The sequence below is a fragment of the Proteus sp. STS61-E genome (genome assembly GCF_040932335.1).
In the GTDB taxonomy this organism is placed as follows: domain Bacteria; phylum Pseudomonadota; class Gammaproteobacteria; order Enterobacterales; family Enterobacteriaceae; genus Proteus; species Proteus mirabilis_B.
The window spans coordinates 902,227-923,202 of record NZ_JBFQGE010000001.1 but is presented as its reverse complement, the minus strand read 5'-3'; the positions used below and the strand labels follow the sequence as shown (position 1 = coordinate 923,202).

Below are 20,976 nucleotides of genomic sequence, written 5' to 3'. Positions count from 1 at the left end.
TTAAATTAAATCAATAAATTACATCACCCTTATCTTGTTCATTTTTTTTGTTCCCTTAAAGCAAATGTTTTAAATAGTAATGAAATAAACTTAAGCTACAATTTAAAAAACCTGCTGAAATAAATATAAAAACTTACCTTCTTATTTTTAATTTTTTTAAAAAGAAATAGTTATCTGTATTGCTAATAAAGCGCGGTACGCTCACGCCTTTTATTTAATAAAGGGGTAATTCCTTTCAAATAGGAAATCAAAAATCATGAATAAAACTTTCGCGACTGAAATATTTATCAATGGTGAGATCCATACTCTTGATAAAGAAAATCCTATCGCCCAAGCGATAGCTGTCTATCAAGGTAAATTTCTTTTTATTGGCTCCAATGATGAAGCGATGCAGTTCCAAAATGCAGAAACAAAAATCATTGATCTAAAAAATCACATTATTATTCCTGGTCTTAATGACTCACATCTTCATCTGATCCGTGGTGGATTAAATTATAACCTTGAATTACGTTGGGAAGGCGTACCCTCTCTTTCTATTGCCCTTGATATGTTAAAGGCACAAGCCCAAGTAACGCCATCACCGCAATGGGTGCGTGTTGTTGGTGGTTGGAGCGAGTTTCAATTTGCCGAGCGCCGTATGCCAACGCTAGACGAGATTAATGCGGTCTCACCAGATACTCCCGTTTTTGTATTACACCTTTATGACAGCGCATTGCTAAACAAAGCAGCTCTGCGTGCGATTGGTTATACCAAAGAGACTCCAAATCCACCGGGTGGTAAAATTCAACGTGATGAACATGGCAATCCTACTGGATTATTGATAGCAAAACCCAACGCCATGTTGCTCTATTCTGCATTAGCAAAAGGTCCTAAATTACCCCTTGAGTATCAAGTGAATTCAACCCGTCAATTTATGAAAGAGTTGAATCGTCTTGGTGTAACGAGTGCTATTGATGCGGGAGGCGGTTTTCAAAATTATCCTGAAGATTATCAAGTCGTTGATGAGCTCGCCAAGAATAACCAATTAACCATACGCATTGCATATAATTTGTTTACCCAAAGACCTAAACAAGAGTTTGAAGATTTCCAACAATGGACATCAATGGTATCACCCGGTGATGGCAGTGATTTTTATCGTCATAACGGTGCAGGTGAAATGTTGGTTTTTTCTGCGGCTGATTTTGAGGACTTCTTACAGCCAAGGCCTGATCTTCCCGAAAATATGGAAGCTGAATTAGAAAAAGTGATCCGCCATTTAGTCGAACATCGCTGGCCATTTCGTTTACATGCCACTTATAACGAATCTATTAGCCGTATGTTAGATGTCTTTGAAAAAGTAAATAAAGATATTCCTTTCAATGGATTACATTGGTTTTTTGATCATGCTGAAACCATTAGTGAGAAAAATATTGAACGCGTAAAAGCGCTTGGTGGTGGATTAGCTATTCAACATCGTATGGCGTTTCAAGGTGAATATTTTGCACAACGTTATGGTACAAAGGCACTGAAACAAACACCGCCCGTCGCCAAAATGCTAAGTGCACAAGTACCTGTTGGATTAGGTACAGATGCAACTCGTGTTGCTAGTTACAATCCGTGGACTGCACTTTATTGGTTAGTTTCGGGGCGTACTGTGGGTGGTCTGCAAATGTATGACGGCGATAATTGTTTAGACAGAGATACAGCGCTTATGCTGTGGACGATGGGAAGTTCATGGTTCTCCAATGAACAAGGCAAAAAAGGTCAAATTAAAGCAGGTCAACTTGCCGATTTTGTCGCCCTTTCTGCTGATTATTTTCGAGTACCTGAAAATGAGATCAAAACGATTGAATCACGTTTAACCGTTGTGGATGGCAAGATAGTGTATGCAAATGGTGATTTTTCATCGTTAACACCGCCTTCTATTCCTGTATTACCCGATTGGTCGCCTGTCATTAAAGTACCGGGTCATTACTCCTACTTGCAACAAGAGACAAAAACAGCGGTATTAAATCAGCTACATCAATGCTGTGGTGCTTGCCATGTTCATGGGCATCAACATGATATTGCTCGCCAATCATCCATTCCTATTTCAGATGATAATGCATTTTGGGGCGCTTTAGGCTGTTCTTGCTTTGCATTCTAATTTTTATGATAACGATGGTCGGTAATTATTTACCGACCATCTCAAACAAAGAGAGATAAGACTATGGCAACGCAACATGCTTCTGCGTGGTCGCCCTTACGTAATCGTATTTTTTTCGTATTATGGATGGCAACGCTATTTTCTAATATTGGTACTTGGATGAATGATGTGGGTGCTGGTTGGTTGATGACTAACCTAAGCCCTGATCCTGTTATGATTGCAGCTATTCAAGCCATGACCACATTACCTGTTTTCTTATTAGCACTCCCAGCAGGAGCAATTGCTGATATTTTCGATAAACGAAAACTGCTTATTTTCGTCAATATTTTAATGCTCTGTGCTGCCTCATTATTAGCTGTTTTGGTTTATTTTGATGTTATTAGCATTGGCTGGTTATTATTAATTACCTTTGTTTTAGGCTCTGGCGCAGCGTTTTTAGGCCCTGCATGGCAGGCTATTGTGCCAAGTATTGTCGAGCCTCATGAATTAAAATCAGGCATTGCCTTAAACAGTATGGGAATTAATATCAGCCGAGCGATAGGCCCCGCACTAGCAGGTATTTTGATTTCTCAAGTCGGTCTTTATTTACCGTTTTTACTTAATGCTTTGAGCTTTATCGCCATTATTCTTGCTGTCTGGTGGTGGGAAGGCGAGAAAAAAGAAGAGGAAAAACTACCTGCCGAATCGGTTGTAGCCGCGATGATCTCAGGTTTACGCTATGCACGTTATAGTCCGGCATTAATAAAAACGATTATAAGAGCAGCCAGCTTTTTTATTTTTGCGAGTGCTTATTGGGCTATGTTACCGCTAGTCGCTCGTGTCTCACTGCACGGTGATGCGACATTATATGGTTTATTAACGACTAGTATTGGTATTGGTGCAGTGGTTGGTGCATTTAGTTTATCAACATTACGTGAAAAATTGAGTACCAGTACGCTGATCGCTATTGGCACGATAGGTACTGCATTGGTGCTATTTATTTTCGCGAGTGCGACTTCAAAATATTTAGCTATTTTCGCCAGCATGCTCGCTGGATTTAGCTGGATAATCACTCTTTCCACATTAATGGTTTCAGCACAAACAGCATTGCCTAATTGGGTTCGTGCGAGAGGTTTGGCACTCTATTTAACCGTATTTTCTGGTTCAATGGCGTTAGGCTCTCTTGTTTGGGGACAAATTGCTTCACATACTTCAGTGACGATAGCTTTGCTGTGCGCAACGGTTGGGATTATTTTAGTTTGGTTATGTGTTTTGCGTGTCAAATTGGAACATGACAACATCAACTTACAGCATTCAGAGCACTTTATTCTTGATGATGGGTTTATTGAAATCACAGCGGATAAAGGCCCTGTGTTAATTACCGTAAATTATCAAATTGAGGCAATCTATCGTGAGCAATTTCTGCGTTTGATGGAACAGTTTAAAACTGTTCGTTTAAGAGATGGAGGTTATTCATGGGGGCTTTTTGTTTCATCTGATGCCATTACGGAAAACAACGTTCAAACTTATATGGAAACGTTTATGGTGGCTTCGTGGGCTGAGCATCTTCGTCAACATAATCGTGCGACAATGGATGATAAACAGTTGCAACAACAATTAGATAAAATAATTATCAATAAAAAAGTGATACACTCTTTTTCCGCTTTTTCGCGTAAGAAGTAATTAATATTAACCAAGCCATTAAACTTATTAACTTAATTTAATGGCTTGGCTTCATAAACGTTTTATTGATAAACAATTTCAAGATCTAATGTGGCATTTGCTATTCCGGGGAAAACGTCCTTCTCCATTTGCTTATAATAACCTCTAAAATTCAAAGTCACTTCACCCTCATTTTTTGTAGCACTAACAACAGTATTACGTTTATTTAATTCTAATGTCGTCCAATTACTGCCATTAACGCTGTACTGTGTTTCAACACCGACACCTTTTATACAGGGAAAACATTAGAAGAGTTTAAAGCTAAAGTGATGAGAGAAATCCCTGCTTCTGGATATCAATTTGCTTATAGTTTTCCAAAACAAACAAATGGGAATCGTCTACGTCGCTGGTTTAATGGCACGGAAGTGGAAATGCAGGATGTGAACATCGAATTTAAAGGCCCTACTGATCTTCGGATCACGCTAAGGCATACTGACGATGACAAATGGGAAATCTTTTATATTACGAGCCATGCGGGATAACAACGCATCATCTCTATTTTATTCAGCCCATTTTATTGCCACTCTTACGGCTTTCTTGTACTCTGCATCGCTTCTTCTATTTCATTGTAGGTAAAAATAGTAATGACCGGACACGTTTCTAAAGATCCTTTGCATGGCGTTACTCTCGAAATGCAAATAAATGCGCTGGTGGCTAAATATGGCTGGGCTAAATTAGGTCAACTTATCAAGATTAACTGCTTTAGAAGCGATCCTAGCGTGAAATCAAGTTTAAAATTTTTGCGCAGAACCCCTTGGGCACGCGCTGAAGTGGAAGCGCTCTATCTTGATTCTCTTGAAGCTGATATTGATGATGTGATTGAAGTTATCGACCACCCAGATTGTGATCCTTGGGCGAATAGCCGTAGAAAGTAAAATTCAATTAATTATAAATATGATGTGGAATATATTGGTATTCACTCATCCCTAAACTCTTTTGGCGTCATACCAAATTCTTTTTTAAAGATAGAGTAAAAATATTGCAATGACGGATAGCCACACATCACTGATATTTCTTGGATTGCAAGGGTTGTCGTGGCTAATAAATTTTGAGCGCGCTTGAGTTTCTCTTCATAAATAACGGTATGAATTGTCTTACCGATCTCCTTTTTAAACCGTTGCTCTAAATTAGAACGCGACATATTAACCGCATCTAAAACTTGCTCTGTTTTTATCCCTTTACAGGCATTGTAATAAATATAATGCATAGCCTGCACAACGGTAGGATCGTTAAATGAGTGAAAATCCGTTGAGCGACGTTCGACTATTTTAACAGGGGGAACTAATATTCTTTGCTGTTTATCTGTTACATGCCCTTCTAGGGTTTGATGTAATAACTTTGCGGCTAAATATCCCATTTGTCGTGAACCTTGCACAACAGAAGATAATGCAATACGAGATAAATAACGTGTCATATCTTCATCATCAATACCAATAATGCTTATTTCTTCAGGCACATTAATATTTAAATTATCGCAAACTTGCAGTAAATGCCGTGCCCTTGCATCGGTGACCGCAATAATCCCAGTTTGAGGTGGTAAAGTTTGTATCCAATCAGATAAACGATTTTGTGCGTGCTGCCAATTCTCTTGCGTAATATCCATACCGTTATAGACAATACCCGGATACTTTTCGCTGGTAACTAATTGTCGGAATGCATACTCTCGTTCATTAGACCAATGAGGATGATCTTTTGCTGGTAAGCCATAAAAAGCAAAGTGTTTAAGCCCTTTTTGTTTTAAATGCAAAAAGGCTTGTTGAACTAACTCATAATTATCAGTGGCGATATAAGGAACGGGGGGATAATTTTCTTCTCGATGATAAGAGCCGCCGACACCAATAACGGTTAATGGTGATTGGCTTAAATGCTTAGCAATAATCGGATCATCAAAATCAGCAATGATACCATCACAAACCCAATGGTTTATATTATCAAGCCGAGTACGGAAATCTTCTTCAATAAATACATCCCAATGGCACTGTGATGCCTGAAGATATTCTCCAACACCCTCAACCACTTGTCGGTCATAGACTTTATTAGCGTTGAATAACAGCACAATACGAAAGTATTTATCTTTTTTCATTTTACTCTACCTAATTACCCAGCTAGGCATTAAACCACAGCTTTAATTTTGCTAGAACTTGCTTTCATCGCTATGTGATTACTATCACACAAGCCAAATTTCGTAATAGCAAAGTAAAAAATAGGAATAACCAATGTTAATAACAACGAGTATTTTGTTTTTAAACACGGTTGCCGAGGAGATTTTTCATGTATCAGAATAACTTTAATAAATTAATTTCTAGGCAAAATACCTATAGCGCAAAATGGTGTAATAGTAACGCCAATGTTATCCCGTTATCTGTTGCAGATATGGATATTCCTGCGCCTGATTTTATTATTAATGCATTGACTCAATTTAATCTCAAAGGAATTTATGGCTATACCGACCTTAGCCATGATTGGAATAACGTTGCTGTAAATTGGTTTAAAACGCAATATCAGTGGGTTGTTGAGCCTGAATCTATTGTTTTTTGCCCTCGTATTATTCAAGCAGTCTCGCTTTATATTCAAAACTTCACACGTGTTGGTGATAAAGTCACAACCTTATCACCGGCTTATCATCCTATTAGTAATGCAGTTTGTGTCAATCAACGTGAACTATTAGAAAGCCCGCTGATTTATCGTGACGGCTATTATGAAATTGATTTTGATGACTTAGAAAGTAAGTTTAAACAGTCTGTCTGCTTTATTTTACTATCGCCACATAACCCAACAGGTACGGTATGGCAAAAAAGTGATCTATTAAAAATAGCGGAACTTGCACAGAAATATCAGGTTTTTATTATTTCTGATGATGTACATGCAGATTTTGTTTTTGATGGAGCAACGTATCACCCTATTTCATCAGTAAATAGTTATGTAAAACAACACTCTTTTATTTGTACTTCTCCAGCTAAAACATTCAATTTAGCCGGACTCGAAGTCGCTAATATCGTTATTGCCAATCCTGAATATCGTGAAAAATTCAAACAATGCTTAATTGCTGCGGGTATTCATAATCCTGGTTATTTCTCAGTTCCCGCTTTTTTGCAAGCTTACACCTTACAAGGCCAACAATGGGTTGGTGAATTAAAAACGTACCTTGCTGATAACCGACGTTGGGTAAAAGAACAATGTGAACGTTACTTTCCTGATTGGGTTATCACTCAAAGTCATGGCACCTACATGCTATGGATTAACTACCAAAAAATGCAGTTATCTGAAGAACAACTAAAACATTGGTTTGTTTCATTAGCTGAAGTGGAAATGAGTTGGGGGCGTGGTTTTGGTGCGGTTGGGGATGGTTTTTTCCGCATTAATATCGCGACACCTCGTTCAATATTAGAAACCGTTTTCACTCGGCTTATTCGTACCTTACCTCACGCCAGTTTGGAATAAATTACAATGAAAACGCAAACGATAAACAGCCCGAGAACACCGACATTACTCGAATCACTCTTTCCAATATTCACCATGGTGGTGCTATTAGGAGGAGGCTACGCCGCTTTTGATTTACCACCAGAGCCTTTGATGGTGCTGTCTACGGTTGTAGCTGCGCTATTAGTAAAGCGATTAGGTTATCGCTATGACGAGATCTTAACGGCAATCTCACAAAAAATTGCTAAAACCATGCCAGCATTGCTGATTTTAATCAGTGTAGGCTTGTTAATCGGCACATGGATGATTGGTGGCACTATTCCATTGATGATCTATTACGGCTTAAAAATGATCAGCCCAGAAATGCTTTATGTTACGGCATTATTGGTTACATCATTAGTGTCGGTCTGTACAGGAACTTCATGGGGTTCGGCAGGAACTATCGGTGTTGCCTTTATGGGTGTTGCGGTTGGTATGGATGCAAACCTTGCTGCAACAGCCGGTGCCGTAGTTGCAGGTGCCTATTTTGGTGACAAACTTTCACCGCTATCAGGTGATACTAACCTTGCCGCAATGGCTGCAAGGATAGACCTCTATCAACATATTTGGCACTTACTTTACACCACACTGCCTTCGCTGATTTTAACCGCGATTGTGATGACGGTTTATGGCATGAACGGTGATTTAGCAGGACAAGGTGTGCCAGAAAAAGTGACATTAATTACCAATGGTCTTGAGAGTGTTTATAACTTTAATCTAATCCTTCTCATTCCTGTATTAGTGATTTTATATGGTTCAGTCACGAAAAAACCGACTATCCCAGTGATGTTAGCCTCTGCCGCCATTGCGATGTTTAATGCTTATCTTATTCAAGGTTTTGGATTACATGACATCGTAAAAAGTGCTGTTGATGGCTTTAATGTCTCAATGATCCAAGGAAAAGAAGTTCCTGAGTTATTAGGTAACTTATTAAATCGTGGTGGTATGAACTCAATGATGAGCACCCTGCTTATCTGTTTCTGCGCCCTTTCTTTTGCGGGTACTTTATCGTTAAGTGGCGCATTAGAAGTGATTGTCCATGCATTGTTAAAAATGGTTCACTCAACCGGTTCAATGATCTTAGCCACAATTGCTTGCGGGCTAACTATGATTGGCGTGACCTGTAATGGACAAATCTCAATCCTTATTCCTATCGAAATGTTACGCGGTGCCTATATCGAACGAGGCTTACACCCTAAAAATCTAGCCCGTACCGTAGAAGACTCCGCCACTATCTTTGAACCCATTTTACCGTGGACAGCCGCAGGCGCTTATATGGCAGGTACGTTAGGTGTTGCAACCTTAAGTTACTTACCTTGGGCTGTATTGTGCTGGAGTGGCATCTTCTTTGCCATGCTGTGGGGTTTCACGGGCTTTGGCATTGCCAAATTAACACCAGAAGAGCAGGAAGAGATGACTGCTGAGCTTGAATCACATTCAGAATTACAACTTGATACTAAATAAGGACGGTTCCATGTCTTACTTTGATAAAATTCAACAAATTCAATATGAAGGCACAACGAGCGATAACCCATTAGCGTTTCGTTACTATAATCCAGATGAGATTATTTTAGGTAAACGGATGGAAGATCACCTAAGATTTGCCGCTTGCTATTGGCATAACTTTTGCTGGAATGGTTCTGATATGTTCGGTATCGGTACTTTTGATAGACCGTGGCAAACACCAGGCGAAGCATTAGAGCAAGCAAAACGCAAAGCAGATGTTGCCTTTGAATTCTTTCATAAGCTCAATGTTCCTTTCTACTGTTTTCATGATGTCGATGTTATTTCTGAAGGCAATAACATTAATGAATATATCTCTAATATGGCGGCGATCACCGATGTATTAGCGAAAAAACAAGAAGAAACCAACGTTAAGCTATTATGGGGAACCGCAAACTGTTTTACCAATCCTCGTTATGGTGCAGGTGCAGCAACTAACCCTGATCCTGATGTTTTTGCATGGGCAGCGACACAAGTTTGTGAAGCGATGAAAGCGACAAAAGCGCTGGGTGGCGAAAACTATGTATTATGGGGTGGGCGCGAAGGCTATGAAACCCTGCTAAATACAGACTTACGCCAAGAAAGAGAGCAAATTGGTCGCTTTATGCAGATGGTTGTTGAGCACAAACATAAAATTGGTTTCCAAGGCACATTACTGATTGAACCAAAACCACAAGAGCCGACAAAACATCAATACGATTACGATACTGCGACTGTTTATGGTTTCTTAAAACAGTTTGGTCTTGAAAAAGAAGTCAAAGTAAACATTGAAGCCAACCACGCAACATTAGCGGGACATAGTTTCCATCATGAAATTGCGACAGCCATTGCGTTAGGCATTTTAGGCTCTGTTGATGCTAACCGTGGCGATCCACAATTAGGTTGGGATACAGACCAATTCCCAAATAGCGTAGAAGAAAATGCGCTAGTAATGTATGAAATTCTTAAATCAGGTGGATTTACAACAGGCGGTTTAAACTTTGATGCTAAAGTTCGTCGTCAAAGCAATGATAAATATGACCTTTTCTACGGGCATATTTCAGGAATGGATACAATGGCAATGGCATTACGCATTGCAGCGAGAATGATCCAAGATGGTGGTCTTGATAAATTTACGGCGCAACGTTATTCAGGCTGGAGTGCAGAGTTAGGTCAAAATATCTTACAAGGTAAATTAAGCCTTGAAGAGGTGGCAAAATATGCCCAAAGCAATACCTTAGCGCCACAATTACAAAGTGGACGCCAAGAAATGCTAGAAAGTTTAGTGAATCGCTATATTTTTGGCTAATTGCATAAACGTAATAAACACAGCGGGTTTTCCGCTGTGTTTATTAATTAGATACAGGTCATGGGGTAACTTTATGTATTTAGGGCTAGATTTAGGCACTTCAAGCGTTAAAGCGATCATCATGAATGAGCAAGGCGACGTTATCGCCAGTCATTCTGTTTCTTTAGCAATATCACGCCCTCACCCTCAATGGTCAGAACAAGATCCCCTGCAATGGTGGCAAGCAACGGAAGAAGCCATTCTTCAACTTGGATGCAGTTATCCAATGGATCAAATTGAGGCGATTGGGTTAAGCGGACAAATGCATGGTGCCGTTTTGCTTGATGCTCACCAAGCTGTGCTACGCCCTGCAATCTTATGGAACGATGGCCGTAGTTTTAAGCAGTGTCAGGCACTTGAGGCGCAATATCCCCAGTTTAAAAAAATTACGGGTAACTTAGTAATGCCCGGCTTTACTGCGCCAAAACTACAATGGGTTGCTGAAAATGAGCCTGAAATTTTTCAACGTATTGCGCATGTTTTATTACCTAAAGATTTTTTACGTTGGAAGATGAGCGGTAATTTCGCCAGTGATATGTCAGATTCAGCGGGTACGCTTTGGTTAGATATGCAAAAGCGAGATTGGAGTGATGAGCTTTTAAATGCCACAGGGTTAACGCGTCGTCAAATGCCTACGTTGTTTGAAGGCAATCAAATAACGGGCTATCTATTGGCAGATATCGCTAAAAAATGGCAGATGAAACAAGTGCCTATTATTGCGGGTGGTGGCGATAATGCAGCGGGTGCAATTGGTGTCGGCGTTTATCAGCCGGGTCAAGCGATGCTCTCTTTAGGTACTTCAGGTGTTTATTTTGTTGTTAGCGAAAAATTTCTCCAAAATAGTGACAATGCAGTCCACAGTTTTTGTCATGCATTACCTAATACTTGGCATTTAATGTCTGTGATGCTCAGTGCAGCATCGTGCCTTGATTGGGTGTGTCAATTGACAGGAATTGAGAGTGTGAGTGCGATGTTTGAAGAGATTGAGCACGCCACTTTTGCTGATAGCCCCCTCCTATTTTTACCTTATCTATCAGGCGAACGGACGCCTTATAACAACCCTAATGCGAAAGGTGTCTTTTGGGGGTTAACCCATGAACATCAACGTGCTGATTTATGCCTAGCTGTTCTTGAAGGCGTGAGTTTTGCGTTACGACAAGGGATTGAAGTTGCTGAAAATGCAGGTCAATTAGCTAATAACATTACGTTAATTGGTGGTGGTGCAAGAAGTGAATATTGGCGACAACTGCTTGCAGATATTACAGGAAAGACTCTCGATTATCGCCAAGGTGGTGATGTTGGCCCTGCACTTGGCGCAGCAAGGCTGGCACAATTAGCAGTAAACCCTGCTCATTCATCACGAGTTGTTCTTTCTCAGCCTAAGCTTGAAAAACGCCATACACCAAATTTAGAAAAACATAAAACATACGAAAAAAAATATCATGCCTTTAAAAAGTTATATTCATTAATTGATACGATGGAAATATAACTATATTGCGTCAATATCAGGGTATTATTTAAAACCACTCAATTAAGGGTGGTTTTATTTTTTACTTACGGTTGTAAGATAAGATGCACTATGTGATCTCTCTATATTGAAAACATAATAGATAAGAAGGCAAAATGAAAAAATTAGGTTTAGTTATCATCGGAGTATCATTGCTAACGGGTTGTATGACTAAATCTCTATGGAACAATAACCCTGTTTCAGATTTTACTTATCATTATGAAGAAGAATATAAAGATGTAATTACTGAAGTCGTTAAATTGGAATTAAAAGAAGATAAAGAGCCATTAGTTATACGAGATGGTAGCGCTATTTCACTTAGAGGGATGTCACTAGCGAGTAAAACCCGAATTTATAATATCTCTTATGGTGATTACCCATTAAAAGTTATCTATAAATATATGCCAAAAATGAAATTTAGCGCCAAAATAGCATCTCAAGGTGCCGTTCCTTTTGAAATTCAAAATAGACACGTTAATAAAGGCGACAGTGTTTTAGCTTCTGATATTCAAGGTGTTTTCTTATTTTTAATCAATCCTGAAGTAAAGCTACTGGAAAGTGAAATAAAAGAGCTCGAACAGGCTCATTTTAAAAAAGAGTGCAAAGCACAAGATGGTAGCTTGCAGTGGTGTATTGATTTTTGGATCAATGCCAATGTTTTCGAACGTAACCAAACGAGATATGTGGTTATCGTAGAAAAAGTGTTACCGAAACCGATTAATATTGCTCTTTATGATTTAAAAGGCACACCAAAAACGAATGTCGGAAATTTAGTAGGTAATACAATAGGTACACCGGTATTTATTATTGGTGATGTATTATTGGCTCCATTAGGCGCTTTATTGGGTGTTGTTGTTCAGAGTGCAGGGAATTAATTGCTTAGCCCGGATAAATAAATATATCAGGGCTAATTAAAAAATTAACGATATCCGCTACGATGGTTTTTAGCTGACCAACTATAGGTTTCATCACTAGGAGCTAGTTTTTGTTTTTTCTTGAGGGCTTGTGCTTTTTTGGCGGCTTTTTCAACTTCGAGGGAGATTTCGGTAATAATGGAGTCTTTGACTTTATTCATTTCGGCATTGGTTAATTCACGCCCTAATTTCTTTCTCTCTTGACCTATCCTGGTTTTTACTCGCATTTGTTGGGCATCTGTCATCTCTTGGAGTGTCAATTTCTTCATTCTTTTACCCTACCTATGTTGAGAGAGGAGTAATCAATATAACATTATTAATGCGCCTCTCCAGCATTATATTTAGATTTAAGGTAATTAAATTCTGATTATATTGAAAATGCATTACACACGTAATAAGCGTGTAATGCATAAAATTAAGAGATAAGTTTAAACAGAAAATTTAAACTAATTGAAGAAATGCTGTTTTAAACCCATCGATATCTTGTTGTGTTGTTGCCCAAGAAGTACAAAGACGTAAGCAACTCAAGTTAGGATCTTCAAGTAATACACGATGAAAAACAAACTGTTGTGTTAATTTTTCCGCAATCGTGTTTGGTAAAATAACAAAAACTTGGTTAGATTCAGGTGGCGCTAAAAATTCAAAACCTTGCGCAGTAAAGAATTCGGTTAATTGTGATGCCATTTCATTAAGATGTTTGCCTAATTTAAAATAGAGATCATCTTTAAATAAAGCTTCAAACTGCGCACCTAATAACCAACCTTTCGCTTGTAATCCACCCTTTTGTTTTAAGCTAAAACGAAAATCAGATTTTAGTGCGGGATGACAAATCACTAGCGTTTCAGCTGACATTGCACCGATTTTAGTGCCACCAATATAAAATGCATCAGTTAAGCTGGCGATATCTTCAATAGTCAGATCACTTTGTGCAGACATTAATCCTGCCGCTAAACGAGCACCATCAAGGTATAACCATAAATTATGTTCGTTACAGAAGTGACGTAGCGCTTGCAATTCTGATTTGCGATAAACTGTACCAATTTCTGTGGCATTCGTTATATAAACAAGTTTAGGTTGAACCCAATGTTCATCATTATGCTCAGCAAGAATAGGTTTTAATAACTCGGGTGTTAATTTTCCATCAGCGGAAAATGTTGTGATGACTTTATGCCCTGTTGCTTCAATTGCGCCTGTTTCATGTGTAGCAATATGTCCAGTACTGACAGAAATAACAGCTTGGTGTGGACGTAAAAAATGAGAAATAGCGGTTAAATTAGTGATAGTACCACCATTAAAAAAGTGAATATCCGCATCTGGTTGTTGAATTCGCTGTTTTATTGATTGAGCAGCTTGATGACAAAGCTTATCCATGCCATATCCATCATAGCGTTGCCCCACTGTATCAGTGATTGCCTTCATGACCGCAGGATGTGCAATTTCATTATAATCATTTTGGAAGCGGTACATGTGTTCTCCTGTCGAAAGTTGTGTTTTTATCGTGTTTTATAAAGCAAAACGCTCTACATCTAATCAATACAAAGATTGGATGTAAAGCGCTTTAATATATTGAAAAAATCAGCTATTTAAAACCGATTATTTAATGCTCATTATTTAAAGCAGACCTCGCCCCAACGCGCCAAACCAGCAGTAACCGATCCAAAGTCATTACCTTTAACAATTGGAATATTAGGCAATTGTTGTTCAATGGCTTGGCATAGGATAGGTGAACGCGCAGAGCCACCTGTCATAAAGACCGCATCGGGTTTTATTCCCCCTTGCTGAACCACATCATTAACTAATTCAATCATTTTGCTTTTTGGTGATTCAATAGATTCAACCATCTGATCGCGTTCGATAGTTAATTCTAAGGTTTCACTTAATAAAGCGATATTAGCAATATATTCAGGAGAGTCTGATAAAGCGATTTTAGCTTCTTCAGCACGCCTAACAATGCTATAGCCTAATGTTTCATTGTAGACTTCAATAAGACGCGTTATTTTTTCAGGCTCTTTTGCATCCCGTCTTAGCTGATTTAATACAGCAAGGTTTTGACGAGAATAAAAATCTTTTTGTGCTTCAACATTATTAATCGCAATAGGGTCCCAGAACTGTTTCAGAGGTAATTTAATACCTGAAGACGTTAATCCGGTCATGCCAAATAAGGGCATAAGCTGTTTAAAAGCAAGGTAAATATCAAGATCGTTACCACCAACACGTTGTCCACTATGGGCAAGTAATGTATTTGAACGATCAGTTTTGCCTTTATAACTTGGACCCATTTGAATTAATGAGCAGTCAGTAGTACCACCACCAATATCAACGACTAATACGGTTTGGTCTTTAGTTAACGTTGACTCATATTCAAGCCCCGCAGCAACAGGTTCAAATTCAAACATAATATTCTTAAAGCCCGCTCTTTTAGCGGCACGAATAAGAATACTTTCAGCTTGTCTATTTGAAGCATCGCCACCTAACCCATTAAAGTTAATCGGTTTGCCAATAACGGTATCAGTAATCGCTTCTCGTGTACTTTTTTCTGCCTGGTGCTTAATATTTGCCATCATGGCGCAAACTAAATCTTCAAAGAAGCTAATTTGTATATCATGTAGACCAGAAGCACCTAAAAAGGATTTAGGTGATTTAACGTAATAGACATCGCGAGGATCACGTAGATATAAACTTAGTGCAGATTGTCCGAAAAGAATATCTTCAGGAACTAATTCAATATCTTCTTCTCGATTAAACGCAATCGACTTTCTTAGTAATTGTTCGCCAACTTCACTGGATGGTTTAATATTTAAATGGCGAAATAAATGCTCAGAAACAGATTCACGGGTTGGCGCACAAAGGGTTGATGGAATATACACATCATTACCTTCTAAAGGCAAAAGAGTGGGTTTCCCCTCTTTCATAATTGCAACAGAACAGTTCGATGTTCCATAGTCAAAGCCAATAAACATTCAGCCTCCCCAATAGACTTCATTAAAAAAAGACTGAGCACTCTACATCAAGCTTTTTGCAATTACCACCAGATTATGAGGTTTAAAAGAGAGAACAATCCCTTAAAGCCGTAATAAAAATTGTTGGATTAATCGCTGTTTTTTAGCACATTTGTTCCCTATTAAATTCAATATGCAAAGGGAAAATAGGTAAGATAACTAAGCCAATTTATTAGATATTTTTTATGGAGAAATAAATGAACACAATTCACTTATGCATAGTAGGAATTTCAGGTTATGAAGGGCCAGATTTTATTTTAGGTGCTTTTGACAATGAAGATATTGCTGAAAAAGCAAAAACGACATTTATTAGAGAGAATCAAAGCGATGACAACCAAGTTAAAGTACTCGCTGAACAAGATCGATGGATAGAAGTCGAAGATGTGAAATTAGACAGTTTTAGCTGTGATATTCCCCTTTCAGATTTTTATTACCTAGTTTCACGTTTTAGTGAGAGGTTTGGTCAGATCTATCGTGATATTGAAGCGATTTTTGATAACTATGAAAATGCGCTCGTTAAATTAGAACAACTCGAAAAAGAGTATGATGAATCTGATGCCTCATTCCCTGAATATTTTGCAATTGAGAAGCTACAAGCCAATCAAATTAATGCTAAAACCGTAACGCAGTGGCTAGCAGATGACTTTTTCGGCGATGATAAGCGTTTATTGTAATTATTTTCTTTCGATATTGCGTTGATAGTCACTATTGGCACCGAATTGCTCTTTTAAGAAATCAACAAATAGCGTTATTTTGCGCGGAAGATTTTTTTTGTCAGGATAAACTGCATAAATAAAGTGCTCAGGCAAATCGAAGTGCGTCAATATAGGGATAAGTTTTTTATCTGTATTTGATAAGGCTGTTTGAGTAATAAAATGAGGGAGTAAAGCAATACCTATTCCCTGTAAAACCGCTTGTAATAATGCTTCACTATTATTGGCACGATAACTACCTTTAGGAATATGGCTATATTTTTTACCTCTTTGATAAAAAATCCACTCCATACCAGCTTGATATAATGAATACGATAAGCAATTGTGATCTTTTAGCTCAGAAACTTGCATGGGTTCACCATATTTATCAAGATATTCTGAAGAAGCGTAAAGCTGGCTATAACAAGGTGATATTTGACGCGCTATTAATGAGGAATCGGGTAATTCACCAATTCTAATTGCAAGATCGTACCCTTCTGCTACTAAATCTGTGACTTTGTCATCAAATAAAAGTTGTACATCAAGCTCTGGATACTTCTGCATAAATAAAGGCATTACTTTAGCAAGATGTAACGTACCAAATGACATGGGCGCTGAAATTTTAATCCTACCTTTGGCTTTATCGCTAAATTGTGAAACCGCCTCTTCTGCCATTACCGCTAACTTATAAGACTCTCGAATATAGTTAATATAAACAATGCCTTCTTCAGTTAAACTGACACTTCTTGTTGTTCTATGAAATAGGCGTATACCTAGCTTCTCTTCAACACCTTGAATAGCTTTGCTGACTGCTGATTTTGTTATATTCAATGTTTTGGCAGCTTTGGTAATACTCAAATACTCAGCCACTGCAATTAGAATGGGAAAAACGTTCATATCATTCATATTGTCAACCTAAAGTAAACAGTGTGTTTTCTTGCCTGTATTGTTGAAAAGGAATATTTTAAGTCCACACAAAAAATGATTTATATAGACTTAATATTATGAATAACAAGTATATTCTCTCTCTTGTTGCGGTTTTTTCTGGCATTTTACTTTCATTAATGATTATGAGTAATAGTTACTTAGCCAGTTTTACAACGCCATTAACCGCATCATGGATAACACACGGTATAGGGACTTTTTTCTCTTTAATTATATACATTTTATATTTAAGAAAGAATCAACTTACTAAGAAAAACAATAACAAAATAAAAATCCTATGGTATTTGGGGGGCATCCCCGGGGCATTTACAGTGTTATTAGCTGCAATTACAGTAAATAGTCCATTATCGCTCTCTGGTAGTATTATTTTAATGATAACAGGGCAAATTCTTTTTAGCGTTATTGTTGATGCTATGGGATGGTTTGGGATTGAAAAAAGAAAAATCACCCTACGCGATTTATTTATGTGCTTTTTACTTATTTCTGGTAGCGCATTATTAATTATAGGTAGATAACTAATGAGTATTTTTATTTTAATTGCATTATTTAATGGGGTTTGTATTGTAACAAGCCGTACTTTAAATGGTAAGTTAGCACAAAATAGTAATGCTTTTTATAGCTCTTTAATCAATCACTTAGTCGGTTTCATATTTTTAACTATCTTTGTTTTATGGATAAAAGATTACCACTCTATTGAACTATCAACGATCCCTTTAATTGCCTTTGCTGGTGGTATTATTGGCGCATTATTCGTTGTCATTAATAGTTATGTTTTACCGCTATTGGGCGTTATGTTAACGTCTGTTTTAGCTATTTGCGGACAAATGATCTCAAGTCTAGTTATTGATATACTCGGTGGTATTGAAAGTAATAACCTACTATTTCAAATAATAGGTGTTTTGCTGATTATTGGTGGTGTGTTAATAAAATTCACTAAGCAATCTAAATAAAAAATAAAGGGAGATTTAAAACCCCCTTCTATTTTTTGGCAATAAATTCATTATTGAGAGCAGACATAAAGTAATTTTTATCACAACTCATCGTTATTGTTAGATCGGGTTTTAATCCGCCTAAATAGCAGTCAACTGAATCGGTAAATAAATGAAATAAACACCCTACTGCAATGGCTTTTAATTTCCAAGAGGGTAAAAACCATATACCTAAGTAAACCAAAGCAGCCCAAACAGTATGTAATGGATGAAAACCTACGCTACAACGGTTGGGATCAAAAATAGGTGTTGCTAACAAATGGTCAATATCAATGGCCATTGTTCCTATCATAAGAAGTGAGGCTATCTTCCAATTCTTACCCCAGAAAAGATAGCCTAATAAAATAGGTGCTAAAAAGTGTAAACTGTAATGTAAAAGCGTTCTAAAAATCTCGAATATCACTTAAGCCTCTCAATAATAGCTACTTTTAATGTTATATTTTTAAAAATAGTATCCTGCTTTTTTGAGTTTTATTCACGAATTTCTTCGCCATTGGCTTTTAGAATAAGCTTCATCATCCAATGTTTTTCAGACCATCCATAAAAAATAAGATGTGATGCTTTATCATCATAATTATAGTCATTTGGTGTATTTATTACGGTCATTAGCCCATTCCAAATTGGCATAAATAGTGTTTTAAAATATTGAGATTGGGTATCAATATAATTTTCTGCCCATAAGATAAATTGTTGCAATTCTTCTTGTGATAAATAAGAAAGGTAAAAAATACATTGTCGCCATGCGTAAGCCGCATTTTTTATTGTGATTAGTGATGCGTGATAACCACGATAAGGAGCCTGTAAATAGCGATTGATAACTTGTAGGCATTGTTTACACATATCAAGCAAGAATGGCTTTAATTTGTCAGCAAGACCAATACTATTAAAAATAGTACTAAGATTATGGGTTGTTAATATGTAGGACTGTTCAAGTATTCCCCCATTTATTGCAGGAGAATAAGAGCCAAATTTCTCATTTGTTCTATCTTCGCACCATTTTAAGATCACTCGGGATGTTGCATAAGGGTCTCCCCCTTGTGTATTTGCAGACGATAAAGCCGTGAGCAACTCGTGTTTTAATAGTAAATAATCAATTCTATAATATTGTGAATACAGACTGTAAGGTAAAACGGAATCAGCATTTTTTACCAATATATTAGCGATTTTCTTACTAAACATTCCCATAAAAATGTCTGCAGCAAGTTCTTCACTCCATTTAATACTTGGATCTATTTGAGAAGTCAGTGAGTTTAATTCTTGTAATAAAGGATTAGGTAGCTGCGTATGTGGAAAATAACGAAAATTTAATAACAGAAACTCATTTAATACTTCCGTAAAGATAGTTTTGTTGGAAATCTGTTTTGTACGAAACTTATCAATAATGGCAACCCACGGGAGCTCTTCTAATTGTACTTGATGTTGTAAATCTAATAGTAATAAAGAGCGGCGTTGTTTAAATGCTCGATAGTTTTTTTCGTAAAGATGGCGTAATGGAATATCTAACAGACTATTAGCACGTAAACCCGCTGTAATTTGAGGAATAATATTGCTTAGAGCTTCTGAAGATGTGATTAACTTTTGCTCAATAAGTTGGCTGGCTGTGGTATTAAAACTACGCATTGTTTTATACGTAATTATACTTGGTATGGGATAATCTTCCGTTAAGCTAAATTGTTTTGCTTCACTTTCAGAAATAGCTTCTGTGGCAATTTCTTTATCATCAAAACCATTATTAATATCTAAGCTATCAAGTCGGTTTAAAACGACTCGACTTAATGTGTAATGTAATGGTGCCTGAACATCATCTTGTTTTATTTTTTGTTTTTTATCGCTTTTTTCTGAATTTGGCTCGCCATATTTCTCGATATGACGTTGTAATAAAACACGAATACCCTGTGCTTGATGAAGGTCTAATTCATTTTTCTCAAGCGATAATTGCTCAATAGCAATACGCAATTTTGCAAAGTCGCCTTTATTTTTTATAGGTTTATTGCAAAGGAAATATTGTTTACGTAGTTGGAAATACTCAGCAAGAAGATCTTTTGCCGATTGTCTCCATAAAGGTGTAATTATATAACTTGATGACTTATCAACAATCTCTGAAAGTAACGCTACCATTTTCACTTTAAAAGGATGCCAAATAGTCACGGCTTCTTTTTGAGCTAATACTCGTTTATTGGGTTTTATTCTTTTAAGATCGTAAATTGTCATAGCAAGCTCTTGCACTCTTACTGTACTGCTAGAAATTACAGGCTGTTCGACAATATGAGGGTAAAATCTTAATACTGAAAACCAAGGTGAAATAATATCAAGCAAGTCTCTTGCATAAACTTGAGCTTTATTTCTGATCAACCATGCAACAGTGAGCAAAACGCTCTCTTCAGGAACGGTAATAAGATAGTTTTCATTATCTAAACATTTATTAAGAACATTCATTCCTTCATCAGTTAAATAGTAGCTATTTAACGCTAATCGCTGATTTTCAGGCGAGGTTTTTATTTGCAGTTTATCTAATAGGTGCTGCTCTTCAGGTGTTATTTCTCCACCCGCTAACCAATTACCTGTCGCGAATCCACCTTTTATAACTTCAAGCGTGATCCATGCTGGTGTATTTTCGAATGGTGTTCGGCTGCCATAATTGGCTTGTCCTTGCAGTATTTGGTGTAAGACGGCTTCCCATTGTTGAACTTTGTTGTTATTTATCTCGGGTTGGCTTAGCGTTTTAGCCAATTGCGATTGTGCGTAAGAAAGTCCAACAGGTAATAGGTTTTGTTTATCAGCCATGATATTCACCAAATAAAGAGAGGTATTCGAG

Annotated in this window: 19 protein-coding genes; 12 read left to right on the top strand and 7 right to left on the bottom strand. The window is 37.5% G+C overall.

Annotation, left to right across the window (positions count from 1 at the left end; all coding sequences use genetic code 11):
* The first annotated feature begins 256 nt into the window (after positions 1-256).
* From AB4J89_RS04295 to AB4J89_RS04280, 4 genes are all read left to right on the top strand, one after another.
* On the top strand, positions 257-2,125 hold the full coding sequence (locus AB4J89_RS04295; protein ID WP_368468232.1) for an amidohydrolase: 1,869 nt from the start codon (positions 257-259) through the stop codon (positions 2,123-2,125).
* Between the two features lie 63 nt (positions 2,126-2,188).
* Positions 2,189-3,787, top strand: coding sequence for an MFS transporter (locus AB4J89_RS04290; protein WP_368468230.1), 1,599 nt, complete (start codon positions 2,189-2,191; stop codon positions 3,785-3,787).
* A 305-nt stretch (positions 3,788-4,092) separates the two neighbouring features.
* Entirely contained in the window at positions 4,093-4,308 is a 216-nt protein-coding gene (locus AB4J89_RS04285) for a hypothetical protein (protein WP_368468228.1), read from the top strand.
* 102 nt (positions 4,309-4,410) lie between these two features.
* On the top strand, positions 4,411-4,701 hold the full coding sequence (locus tag AB4J89_RS04280; protein WP_088495627.1) for a VF530 family DNA-binding protein: 291 nt from the start codon (positions 4,411-4,413) through the stop codon (positions 4,699-4,701).
* Positions 4,702-4,742: 41 nt separating this feature from the next.
* Here the strand turns inward: AB4J89_RS04280 and AB4J89_RS04275 are convergent, their stop codons facing one another.
* Positions 4,743-5,909, bottom strand: coding sequence for a XylR family transcriptional regulator (locus tag AB4J89_RS04275; RefSeq protein ID WP_088495626.1), 1,167 nt, complete (start codon positions 5,907-5,909; stop codon positions 4,743-4,745).
* A 188-nt stretch (positions 5,910-6,097) separates the two neighbouring features.
* Between AB4J89_RS04275 and AB4J89_RS04270 the strand changes: the two genes are divergently transcribed.
* From AB4J89_RS04270 to AB4J89_RS04250, 5 genes are all read left to right on the top strand, one after another.
* Positions 6,098-7,267, top strand: coding sequence for a MalY/PatB family protein (locus tag AB4J89_RS04270; protein ID WP_368468225.1), 1,170 nt, complete (start codon positions 6,098-6,100; stop codon positions 7,265-7,267).
* A gap of 6 nt (positions 7,268-7,273) precedes the next feature.
* Positions 7,274-8,749, top strand: coding sequence for a Na+/H+ antiporter NhaC (gene nhaC, locus AB4J89_RS04265; RefSeq protein WP_088495624.1), 1,476 nt, complete (start codon positions 7,274-7,276; stop codon positions 8,747-8,749).
* Positions 8,750-8,759: 10 nt separating this feature from the next.
* Positions 8,760-10,076 carry a xylose isomerase gene (gene xylA, locus AB4J89_RS04260; protein ID WP_311754798.1) on the top strand — a complete coding sequence of 439 codons (1,317 nt, stop codon included), beginning with the start codon at positions 8,760-8,762 and terminating at the stop codon, positions 10,074-10,076.
* A gap of 73 nt (positions 10,077-10,149) precedes the next feature.
* Positions 10,150-11,604 carry a xylulokinase gene (xylB, locus tag AB4J89_RS04255; protein ID WP_368468222.1) on the top strand — a complete coding sequence of 485 codons (1,455 nt, stop codon included), beginning with the start codon at positions 10,150-10,152 and terminating at the stop codon, positions 11,602-11,604.
* A 134-nt stretch (positions 11,605-11,738) separates the two neighbouring features.
* Entirely contained in the window at positions 11,739-12,497 is a 759-nt protein-coding gene (locus AB4J89_RS04250; RefSeq protein ID WP_311754800.1) for a hypothetical protein, read from the top strand.
* A gap of 44 nt (positions 12,498-12,541) precedes the next feature.
* Here AB4J89_RS04250 and AB4J89_RS04245 read toward each other — a convergent pair whose 3' ends face one another.
* The 3 genes from AB4J89_RS04245 to yegD all read right to left on the bottom strand — a co-directional run bounded on the left by AB4J89_RS04245 (position 12,542) and on the right by yegD (position 15,496).
* On the bottom strand, positions 12,542-12,805 hold the full coding sequence (locus tag AB4J89_RS04245) for a DUF3811 domain-containing protein (protein ID WP_088495620.1): 264 nt from the start codon (positions 12,803-12,805) through the stop codon (positions 12,542-12,544).
* A 172-nt stretch (positions 12,806-12,977) separates the two neighbouring features.
* Positions 12,978-14,003, bottom strand: a complete 1,026-nt coding sequence (locus AB4J89_RS04240; protein WP_368468220.1) for a low specificity L-threonine aldolase — start codon at positions 14,001-14,003, stop codon at positions 12,978-12,980.
* A gap of 140 nt (positions 14,004-14,143) precedes the next feature.
* Positions 14,144-15,496: a molecular chaperone gene (yegD, locus tag AB4J89_RS04235; protein ID WP_368468218.1), complete on the bottom strand. Its 1,353-nt coding sequence runs from the start codon at positions 15,494-15,496 to the stop codon at positions 14,144-14,146.
* A 236-nt stretch (positions 15,497-15,732) separates the two neighbouring features.
* Between yegD and AB4J89_RS04230 the strand changes: the two genes are divergently transcribed.
* On the top strand, positions 15,733-16,209 hold the full coding sequence (locus tag AB4J89_RS04230; protein ID WP_368468216.1) for a hypothetical protein: 477 nt from the start codon (positions 15,733-15,735) through the stop codon (positions 16,207-16,209).
* Here AB4J89_RS04230 and AB4J89_RS04225 read toward each other — a convergent pair whose 3' ends face one another.
* The gene (locus tag AB4J89_RS04225) at positions 16,210-17,133 is read right to left on the bottom strand and encodes a LysR family transcriptional regulator (protein ID WP_349474546.1); all 924 of its coding nucleotides are present in this window, start codon (positions 17,131-17,133) and stop codon (positions 16,210-16,212) included.
* Between the two features lie 98 nt (positions 17,134-17,231).
* On the opposite strand from AB4J89_RS04225, the gene AB4J89_RS04220 reads away from it, so the two are divergent.
* Together AB4J89_RS04220 and AB4J89_RS04215 are read left to right on the top strand one after the other, a co-directional pair.
* Positions 17,232-17,687, top strand: a complete 456-nt coding sequence (locus AB4J89_RS04220) for a DMT family transporter (protein WP_311754803.1) — start codon at positions 17,232-17,234, stop codon at positions 17,685-17,687.
* 3 nt (positions 17,688-17,690) lie between these two features.
* On the top strand, positions 17,691-18,122 hold the full coding sequence (locus AB4J89_RS04215; RefSeq protein WP_088495615.1) for a DMT family transporter: 432 nt from the start codon (positions 17,691-17,693) through the stop codon (positions 18,120-18,122).
* A gap of 28 nt (positions 18,123-18,150) precedes the next feature.
* Here the strand turns inward: AB4J89_RS04215 and AB4J89_RS04210 are convergent, their stop codons facing one another.
* Together AB4J89_RS04210 and AB4J89_RS04205 are read right to left on the bottom strand one after the other, a co-directional pair.
* Positions 18,151-18,564, bottom strand: a complete 414-nt coding sequence (locus AB4J89_RS04210; protein WP_311754804.1) for a DUF6122 family protein — start codon at positions 18,562-18,564, stop codon at positions 18,151-18,153.
* Positions 18,565-18,632: 68 nt separating this feature from the next.
* Positions 18,633-20,945: a hypothetical protein gene (locus AB4J89_RS04205; RefSeq protein WP_368468213.1), complete on the bottom strand. Its 2,313-nt coding sequence runs from the start codon at positions 20,943-20,945 to the stop codon at positions 18,633-18,635.
* Between the last annotated feature and the right edge of the window lie 31 nt (positions 20,946-20,976).

Excerpts from the sequence above, each read along its gene's own strand:
- AB4J89_RS04240 (WP_368468220.1), bottom strand. The coding sequence starts at position 14,003 with ATGTACCGCTTCCAAAATGATTATAATGAAATTGCACATCCTGCGGTC.
- yegD (WP_368468218.1), bottom strand. The coding sequence starts at position 15,496 with ATGTTTATTGGCTTTGACTATGGAACATCGAACTGTTCTGTTGCAATT.
- AB4J89_RS04270 (WP_368468225.1), top strand. The coding sequence starts at position 6,098 with ATGTATCAGAATAACTTTAATAAATTAATTTCTAGGCAAAATACCTAT.
- nhaC (WP_088495624.1), top strand. The coding sequence starts at position 7,274 with ATGAAAACGCAAACGATAAACAGCCCGAGAACACCGACATTACTCGAA.
- AB4J89_RS04250 (WP_311754800.1), top strand. The coding sequence starts at position 11,739 with ATGAAAAAATTAGGTTTAGTTATCATCGGAGTATCATTGCTAACGGGT.
- xylB (WP_368468222.1), top strand. The coding sequence starts at position 10,150 with ATGTATTTAGGGCTAGATTTAGGCACTTCAAGCGTTAAAGCGATCATC.
- AB4J89_RS04295 (WP_368468232.1), top strand. The coding sequence starts at position 257 with ATGAATAAAACTTTCGCGACTGAAATATTTATCAATGGTGAGATCCAT.
- AB4J89_RS04275 (WP_088495626.1), bottom strand. The coding sequence starts at position 5,909 with ATGAAAAAAGATAAATACTTTCGTATTGTGCTGTTATTCAACGCTAAT.
- AB4J89_RS04205 (WP_368468213.1), bottom strand. The coding sequence starts at position 20,945 with ATGGCTGATAAACAAAACCTATTACCTGTTGGACTTTCTTACGCACAA.
- xylA (WP_311754798.1), top strand. The coding sequence starts at position 8,760 with ATGTCTTACTTTGATAAAATTCAACAAATTCAATATGAAGGCACAACG.
- AB4J89_RS04225 (WP_349474546.1), bottom strand. The coding sequence starts at position 17,133 with ATGAATGATATGAACGTTTTTCCCATTCTAATTGCAGTGGCTGAGTAT.
- AB4J89_RS04245 (WP_088495620.1), bottom strand. The coding sequence starts at position 12,805 with ATGAAGAAATTGACACTCCAAGAGATGACAGATGCCCAACAAATGCGA.
- AB4J89_RS04230 (WP_368468216.1), top strand. The coding sequence starts at position 15,733 with ATGAACACAATTCACTTATGCATAGTAGGAATTTCAGGTTATGAAGGG.
- AB4J89_RS04220 (WP_311754803.1), top strand. The coding sequence starts at position 17,232 with ATGAATAACAAGTATATTCTCTCTCTTGTTGCGGTTTTTTCTGGCATT.
- AB4J89_RS04280 (WP_088495627.1), top strand. The coding sequence starts at position 4,411 with ATGACCGGACACGTTTCTAAAGATCCTTTGCATGGCGTTACTCTCGAA.
- AB4J89_RS04215 (WP_088495615.1), top strand. The coding sequence starts at position 17,691 with ATGAGTATTTTTATTTTAATTGCATTATTTAATGGGGTTTGTATTGTA.
- AB4J89_RS04290 (WP_368468230.1), top strand. The coding sequence starts at position 2,189 with ATGGCAACGCAACATGCTTCTGCGTGGTCGCCCTTACGTAATCGTATT.